Origin of the sequence: Pedobacter sp. Leaf170 (assembly GCF_920984665.1) — a bacterium.
Lineage (GTDB): Bacteria > Bacteroidota > Bacteroidia > Sphingobacteriales > Sphingobacteriaceae > Pedobacter.
This window is the reverse complement of sequence record NZ_CAKLBP010000004.1, coordinates 418,756-425,828: the sequence shown is the minus strand read 5'-3', so window position 1 is coordinate 425,828 and position 7,073 is coordinate 418,756. Positions and strand designations below refer to the sequence as shown.

At 35.6% G+C, this 7,073-nt stretch carries 7 protein-coding genes; 3 read left to right on the top strand and 4 right to left on the bottom strand.

The genetic code is table 11. The features are described 5' to 3' along the window. Positions 1-101: 101 nt before the first annotated feature. The 3 genes from LUA90_RS12665 to pepT form a co-directional block, all read right to left on the bottom strand. The gene (locus tag LUA90_RS12665; protein WP_231491193.1) at positions 102-299 is read right to left on the bottom strand and encodes a hypothetical protein; all 198 of its coding nucleotides are present in this window, start codon (positions 297-299) and stop codon (positions 102-104) included. 435 nt (positions 300-734) lie between these two features. Further along, the gene (locus LUA90_RS12660; protein WP_231491192.1) at positions 735-1,601 is read right to left on the bottom strand and encodes an aldose 1-epimerase family protein; all 867 of its coding nucleotides are present in this window, start codon (positions 1,599-1,601) and stop codon (positions 735-737) included. A gap of 54 nt (positions 1,602-1,655) precedes the next feature. After that, complete coding sequence (gene pepT / locus LUA90_RS12655; RefSeq protein ID WP_231491191.1) at positions 1,656-2,909, bottom strand: peptidase T; 1,254 nt, start codon at positions 2,907-2,909, stop codon at positions 1,656-1,658. Between the two features lie 60 nt (positions 2,910-2,969). On the opposite strand from pepT, the gene LUA90_RS12650 reads away from it, so the two are divergent. The 3 genes from LUA90_RS12650 to LUA90_RS12640 are packed head-to-tail and all read left to right on the top strand — an operon-like array spanning position 2,970 to position 6,085. Further along, a complete protein-coding gene (locus LUA90_RS12650; RefSeq protein ID WP_231491190.1) occupies positions 2,970-3,701 on the top strand; it encodes a hypothetical protein in 732 nt (243 codons plus the stop codon). 25 nt (positions 3,702-3,726) lie between these two features. Next, positions 3,727-5,466, top strand: a complete 1,740-nt coding sequence (locus LUA90_RS12645) for a M14 family zinc carboxypeptidase (protein WP_231491189.1) — start codon at positions 3,727-3,729, stop codon at positions 5,464-5,466. Between the two features lie 4 nt (positions 5,467-5,470). Further along, positions 5,471-6,085, top strand: a complete 615-nt coding sequence (locus LUA90_RS12640) for a rhomboid family intramembrane serine protease (RefSeq protein WP_231460637.1) — start codon at positions 5,471-5,473, stop codon at positions 6,083-6,085. On the opposite strand, the gene LUA90_RS12635 is transcribed toward LUA90_RS12640, so the two are convergent. Next, positions 6,068-7,051, bottom strand: coding sequence for a hypothetical protein (locus LUA90_RS12635; RefSeq protein WP_231491188.1), 984 nt, complete (start codon positions 7,049-7,051; stop codon positions 6,068-6,070). The genes LUA90_RS12640 and LUA90_RS12635 overlap by 18 nt on opposite strands. Positions 7,052-7,073 lie beyond the last annotated feature (22 nt).

The following is a 7,073-nucleotide window of genomic DNA, read 5'->3' as shown; positions in this document are numbered from 1 at the left end:
GACATCCAGGCCTCAACATGGGGAAACATTTCGTTTGACTGTAAAACTGGTTTTTTCATATCATGATTTTTAATCAAAATTAACAGTCAAAACAAGTTAAGTCAAGATGGGTTGGTCGTAGGCTTACGCAGCAGACCAGGCCAGCTAAACCTGATGGCGTGGAAATCCTTTTTGAGTGCACAGGCTTTTCTATAACTTCTGCTGCCAATCATCAAAAAGATTGGAACAACAGCAGGGCTGGATGGACCGATGAAAAACCAGCTTTCGTTTTCAAAACCAAATCTTTTTTGATATTTCATATCAAGGTTATGATTAAGCCTATCATGTTAAATTATGCTAAATTTTTTAAGCTCGAATATGTGTACCTAAGGTGGCAACTGTATAGAATTTAATGAAAGCATTAGTGGGGTCCTTATTATTTAAATAAAACCAAGCTTCATCGTAATTTCGATTTTAGTTGGTGCCGGAGTTATTAATCTTTTCTTCTGGCAGGAAAAAAGTAACATAAGGAATGCGGAGGACAGATACTTCTTTAATAGAACTGATTTAAACATCTAGAATAGTAATTATCCGTAAATAGCAAACCGCTGGCTTAAAAGGCCACCAGCCGTTTGTTTATTAAGGCTTTGGTGGAGAAACTATTCTAAAACGCTTCTTTTGGGATTAGCCATAGCTTCGATAACAGTGTTGTCTTTTATTACAAGGGTAAAGTGGATTATGTTTAATGGGAGGAACTAAAAACATTCCACTTCCCAAAAACGGCTCCAGTTTTTTCCGGTTTCCAACTTAATAATGCCTTCTTTTTGAGTGAGTTTTTGATTATGGTTTACGCTATCGGCAACGCCACACCATGGTTCAAGGCAAATAAATGATGCATCTTTGGCCGCCCAAATCCCAAAGTATGGAAAATCATCAAAATGAAAATGTAATCCATAATCATTTTTATTATTTAGTAAACTTATGCAATTGCTTTGCAGGGATTTAAATACCAATGCATCATTATAAAACAAATCGTGTCTTAAATTTAATCGATGCCTGCTTAATTCAATAGTTTCGGTTTCGTTTGATACCAACCCATCTTGCAGTTTCCAATAGGTTAGTTTTTCATCTTCATTAAATGCCAAATAATAATCTTCGTAATTGGTATCTGGTGTATTTGGCACAGCAAATGCAGGGTGAGCACCAATAGAAAAATATATCTTTTTGGTATCTGTGTTTTTAACTGTATAATTTAAAACGAGTTTACGCTCAATAATCTGATAAGTTAACTTCAGTTCGAATTTAAAAGGATAGTTTTTAAGCGTTTCTTCGCTGTAGGATAAAGTAAACACTGCTTCTGTATTACTTAATTTTTCGGCCTTAAAGGTATAATCTCTGGCAAATCCATGACGAGGTAATTCATATTCTTTATCTTTAAAACTATAGCTATTGTTTTTTAGCGAGCCTACAATAGGAAATAGAACCGGGCTGTGCTTTGCCCAATAATTTGCATCGCCATTCCACATGTACTCTATGTTGGTTTCCTTACTATATAAACTTTGTAGCTCAGCGCCTTCTACCGCGATGTTCGCTTTTAAAAAATCGTTTTCTAATGTTATCATCTATCCTTAAAAATAAACAATTCGAATTTAATTGTATTGGTTTTCATAAAATGATTAGCTGTGCTCTTCCCAGATACAAGCAATATTTATGATGGTTTGTACGGCTTTCTCCATATCCTGAACACTTACCCATTCTTGCTTACTGTGAAATGCATGCTCTCCGGCAAAAATATTAGGGCAAGGTAATCCCATATATGATAGGCGAGAGCCATCCGTTCCACCGCGAATGCTTTGCTTTTTGGCTTTTATACCTGCTCTTTCAATTGCCATTACGCCATACTCAACAATTTTTGGGTGTTTATCCAATATTTGCTTCATATTTCGATATTGTGCATTAACAGCTAATTTGTAGGTCGAATTTGGATAATTCTTCAAAACTTCTTCAGCAACATTTTTTATAACGGTTGCATGAGCTTCTAGTTTTTCATCCGTAAAATCGCGAATAATAAACTGTGCCTCTGCTTGCTCCACATGCCCTTTAATACCTACCGGATGAACAAAACCTTCTTTAAGCTCTGTAGTTTCCGGCGTTAAGGTTTCTTTTGGTAATTTATCAATAATTTCTGCAAGTATTTTAATGGCACTTTCCATTTTGCCTTTCGCAAACCCTGGATGACTACTAACACCATTAATTGTTAATGTTGCCCCATCTGCAGAGAACGTTTCATCTTCAATAGAACCTAAAGTTTCACCATCTACGGTATAACCAAAATCAGCAGCTAATTTTTTAATATCTACCTTATCAACACCTCTTCCAATTTCTTCATCGGGTGTAAATAATATTTTGATAACGCCATGTTTTACCTCTTTATTACTTTCAAAAAAAGCTGCTGCCTCCATTATTTCTGCAACACCAGCTTTATTGTCGGCGCCGAGCAAGGTTGTTCCGCTTGCTGTAATTATATCATTCCCTATCTGGTGCTGTAAATCTTTATGTTCTGTGAGTTTAATAACGACCGATTCATCATCGGGTAATATGATATCGTTTCCATCGTAATTTTTATGAATAATTGGCATAACATGCTCGCCACTACAATCTGGTGAGGTATCCATGTGCGAGCAAAAGCATATAACCGGAACAATTTTGTCGGTTGTTGATGGTATGGTAGCATATACGTAACCGTGTTCGTCCATGTGTGCATCATCAATACCCATTTCAAGCAATTCATTTACCAACTCAATTGCCAGGTGCTTTTGCTTCATCGTGGATGGGCATGTTGGCGATTCTGGGTCAGACTGGGTATCAATCTTTGCATATTTAATAAACCTATTTTCTAAAGACCCGTTAATATTTTGATAAGTATTCATTTTCCAAAGGTAAAAAGTTATGGATATTGAATAAACATTTTATTTTTGTAAAAAAACTATATGATTTGTAAGCCTCTAAAAATTATATCCCTAACTTTTTTTTTAATTATCACATCCAATTTAATATCCGCCCAATCAAACTATTTCAAATGGTCTTATGGTTTAGGTGCGGGACCAAATTACTCTAAAACAGATGTTGTTGAGGGCGGTTGGGGCTATACCATTTACGGCAATTTAGACCATCATTTTACACCTTTTATTACCGGTGGCTTAGAGGCGCAGTATGGTATGGTACAGGGTGGTGATATTGCAACCGACCTACACAACAGACAGTTTGTAAATAAGTACACAGGCATTAATGCTAATGTAAAATTAATGCTCGGAGAGTTAATAGATTATAATAAATCTAATTTCCTGTACAACATTAAAGGCCTTTATGCCGGTATAGGCATTGGAGCAGTTAAAAATAATATTACCGATATTGTTCGTTATAAACCAAGTTGGGCTGCATACGATCCGGGTTATGGTCCTTTTCCGGGTAAGGATAAAAGTGTTGACTTATGGGTGCCTGTTAATTTTGGAATGAACTGGTACATTAATGATGGCTATGGTTATGTTCGCTATGTTTTGAACATTAATGCCCAAAGTAGTTTTACCTTTGGAGAAGGATTGGATGGTTACAACGACCCATCAACTAAGTTTAAAAATTACGACCCGGATACTTTCAACGTTTACAGTATTGGGTTTAAATATTATTTCGGAAACATTAAAGTTTACCGTAAAACCTTATAATTTCAAATTCTTCATCCTTGTTAACATGAGAAATACTTTCGTGTTTTGGTTGTTGTTTTTAAGTTTGCCAACATTTGCACAACAAACACCATACGAAAGTAGTGGTAAAAAGGAAACTACAACTTATAAAGCCGCTATTACATACTACCGGGCGCTAGCCAAAAAATATCCGCAGGCAAAATTACAAACCTACGGTACAACCGATTTCGGGTTGCCTTTGCACTTGTTAATTCTATCAAAAGATAAAATTTTTGATCCAATCTCGATTAAAAAAGTTAATAAACGTGTTTTGCTAATCAATAACGGTATTCATCCGGGCGAACCTGAAGGTATTGATGCATCGATGATGCTTGCCCGCGATTTGTTGCAAAATAATCAACTCCCGAAAGATGTTGTAATTTGTATTATACCTGTATATAATATTGATGGGAGTTTTAACAGAACTGGAACTTCGAGAGCAAATCAAAATGGGCCAATAGCTTATGGCTTTCGTGGAAACAGTAAAAATTTAGATTTAAACCGCGATTTCATCAAAACAGATTCGAAAAATTCTGCAGCTTTTCAATTAATTTTTAATACCTGGAAACCTGAGATTTTTGTAGATACGCACACCAGTAACGGTTCGGATTATCAATATGTGATGACCTTAATCCCGACTCAAAAAGACAAGCTGAATTCAATATTATCAGGTTATTTAACGTCTACGCTGGTTCCTGATTTATATAAAGGTATGGAGCAACTTGGCTATCCGATGGTTCCTTACGTAAATTCGTTAGGCGAAACGCCAGAAAGCGGAATAAGTGGTTTTATAGAGTCGCCACGTTATTCTACCGGTTATGCAAACCTTCATAATTCTATCGGTTTCATGCCCGAAACGCACATGCTTAAATCTTTTGATTTACGTGTTGATGCAACATATAAGCTTCTATCAAATTATGTTAAAATTGTACAGCGTGATGCAAAGCTGATTGGAGAAAATAAACGCAAAGCAGATGATTTTGTATCGAAGCAAAAAACATTTCCTTTAGAATGGAAACTGAACAAAGATAAGTTTGATAGTATTTCTTTTAAAGGTTTTGAAGGCGCTAAAAAGGCCAGTAACGTGAGCGGTTTCGATAGGTTATATTATGACAGAACAAAGCCCTATACCAAAACCATAAAGCAATACAATAATTACGAGCCTTCGGTAAGCATTGAAAAACCAATAGCTTATATAATTCCAAAGGCTTGGGATAAGGTTATCGCTTTGCTTAAACTGAACCACGTTAAATTAAATGAGTTAAAAACTGATGTTAAACTTAATGTGGAGAGTTATTATATCGCTGATATGAAGACAGGTACTCGTCCGTATGAAGGACATTACCTACATAATGCTGGTAAACTAAATGCTGTAAACCAGCAAATACAATATTATGCAGGTGATTTTGTTGTTTATGTTAATCAACCCGAAAACCGTTATATTGTAGAAACCCTTGAGCCACAGGCAACGGATTCATTCTTCAACTGGAATTTTTTTGATTCTATTTTAGATATGAAGGAACATTTTTCTGCTTATATTTTTGAAGATACTGCTACAGAACTTTTAAAAAATAACCCTGCTTTAAAAGCCAGGCTTGAAGAGAAAAAATTGAACGATACCACCTTTGCCAAAAGTAGTTCGGCTCAGTTAGATTTTGTTTATAAAAATTCAGATTATTACGAGAAAACACATAACAGATACCCCGTGGCACGGTTAGTGAGGGATGTTAAACTCGATTTAAAATAGTATTATGGAGTATTTCAACATGGCACCCGTAGCCTCTTTAATCTTTGTTTTTACGGTAGTAACCAGTCTATATGCATTTTACGATAATAGCGTTTACGGCAAGTTTATGTTACATCCGTATAGTGTATCGAAAGGGAAAAACATATTTACTTTAATTACAAGTGGTTTAATACATGCCGATTGGATGCACTTGTTTTTTAACATGTTTACCTTTTATGCCTTTGCATTTACTTTAGAGCGGTTAATGGGTAGCTGGCAATTTGGTTTGCTCTATTTTTTAGCTTTAATTTTAAGCGATATACCTACCGTTTTTAGGCATAAGGATAATTTTAATTATAACAGTTTAGGTGCATCTGGCGCCATTAGTGCCGTGCTTTTCAGTTACATATTATTTAACCCTATGTCTAAAATATACATCATGTTTATCCCTATCGGAATTCCTGCTGTAGTATTTGGGTTTATTTATTTAATATACTGCGCTTATGCTTCTAAAAATTCAAGGGATGGCATAAACCACGATGCGCACTTTTACGGCGCACTAACGGGTTTAATTTTTACAATAATTTTTGTGCCTGGAATCCTGCAGAATTTCATCGGTATTTTAACCGGCAACAGGTAAGCAAGGGTTTTCAAAAAAGCTCATTGGTTCTTCAGGGTTTTTGATGATTTCGAATTTGACATAACCCCATGGTTTCCAGAAATTTTCGAGCACCTGAGCATAAACTTTGTGTTGCCAAACATCAAATAAAGGTTTGCTCATGTTGCCTCGCAAAGGCATGGCTTCTATGTAAGTTGTACCTTCAACAGGCATAAAAGTGTATTCAGGTAAGCGGTTAAATAGGTAAGCCGAATAATAAAACCTTGCTGTCAATTCTTCAAATTGTTCTGCTGATAAACTTTTACCTTTTATTTCATTAATAATTTCCTGATGATAGCGGTTGTTTGTGCCGTTATCTTGCAAGCAGGCAACGATGCCAAAATCTTTAAATTTTAAAGAGAATGTTAAGGTGTTAATTTCATCGCGAAAGCTAAAAGGCGTTTCAGGATTTCTTAATTTTACAACATTTATAGACCACGGCGTAAAATTTTCGAACTCAATGCTGGTATAAAGATTCTGCATCATGAAATTCAAATTCGCAAATTTCATCATCAGAGATTGAGACATGTTCAGTCCATCTGCGGTCATTTCCTTACGTAAAGCGCCATGCATTTCTGTATACACAAATCCATAAAGAAACTTCCCAATCCAGTTAAATAAATCCAGCTCGCTTAATGCCGAAACGGATTCATAACCGCCCTCAAAAGCTTTTTCAATTTTATTTTCCAGTGGATTTAAAAATTGCTTGTTTACTTCTGCATTTACCGGAATGACAATGCTGTTGTATGAACGAATGCTTTCATCTAAGAACTGAATCTGTTCTTCGCCACTTAAACCAGCCTGCTCCAATAACCATTTCGGGATTAAAGGGATTTGAATTAATGGCGATTTAAAAGTGCTGCCACTTAGAAAGCAATTTTTGTAAAGGAAATCGAATTTTTGGAATGGATTGTATAAGCCGGTATTCATCGCTGCAATATTAACCATTATATTTTTATGGCTCTGTGGT

Excerpts from the sequence above, each read along its gene's own strand:
- LUA90_RS12665 (WP_231491193.1), bottom strand. The coding sequence starts at position 299 with ATGAAATATCAAAAAAGATTTGGTTTTGAAAACGAAAGCTGGTTTTTC.
- LUA90_RS12660 (WP_231491192.1), bottom strand. The coding sequence starts at position 1,601 with ATGATAACATTAGAAAACGATTTTTTAAAAGCGAACATCGCGGTAGAA.
- pepT (WP_231491191.1), bottom strand. The coding sequence starts at position 2,909 with ATGAATACTTATCAAAATATTAACGGGTCTTTAGAAAATAGGTTTATT.
- LUA90_RS12650 (WP_231491190.1), top strand. The coding sequence starts at position 2,970 with ATGATTTGTAAGCCTCTAAAAATTATATCCCTAACTTTTTTTTTAATT.
- LUA90_RS12645 (WP_231491189.1), top strand. The coding sequence starts at position 3,727 with ATGAGAAATACTTTCGTGTTTTGGTTGTTGTTTTTAAGTTTGCCAACA.
- LUA90_RS12640 (WP_231460637.1), top strand. The coding sequence starts at position 5,471 with ATGGAGTATTTCAACATGGCACCCGTAGCCTCTTTAATCTTTGTTTTT.
- LUA90_RS12635 (WP_231491188.1), bottom strand. The coding sequence starts at position 7,051 with ATGGTTAATATTGCAGCGATGAATACCGGCTTATACAATCCATTCCAA.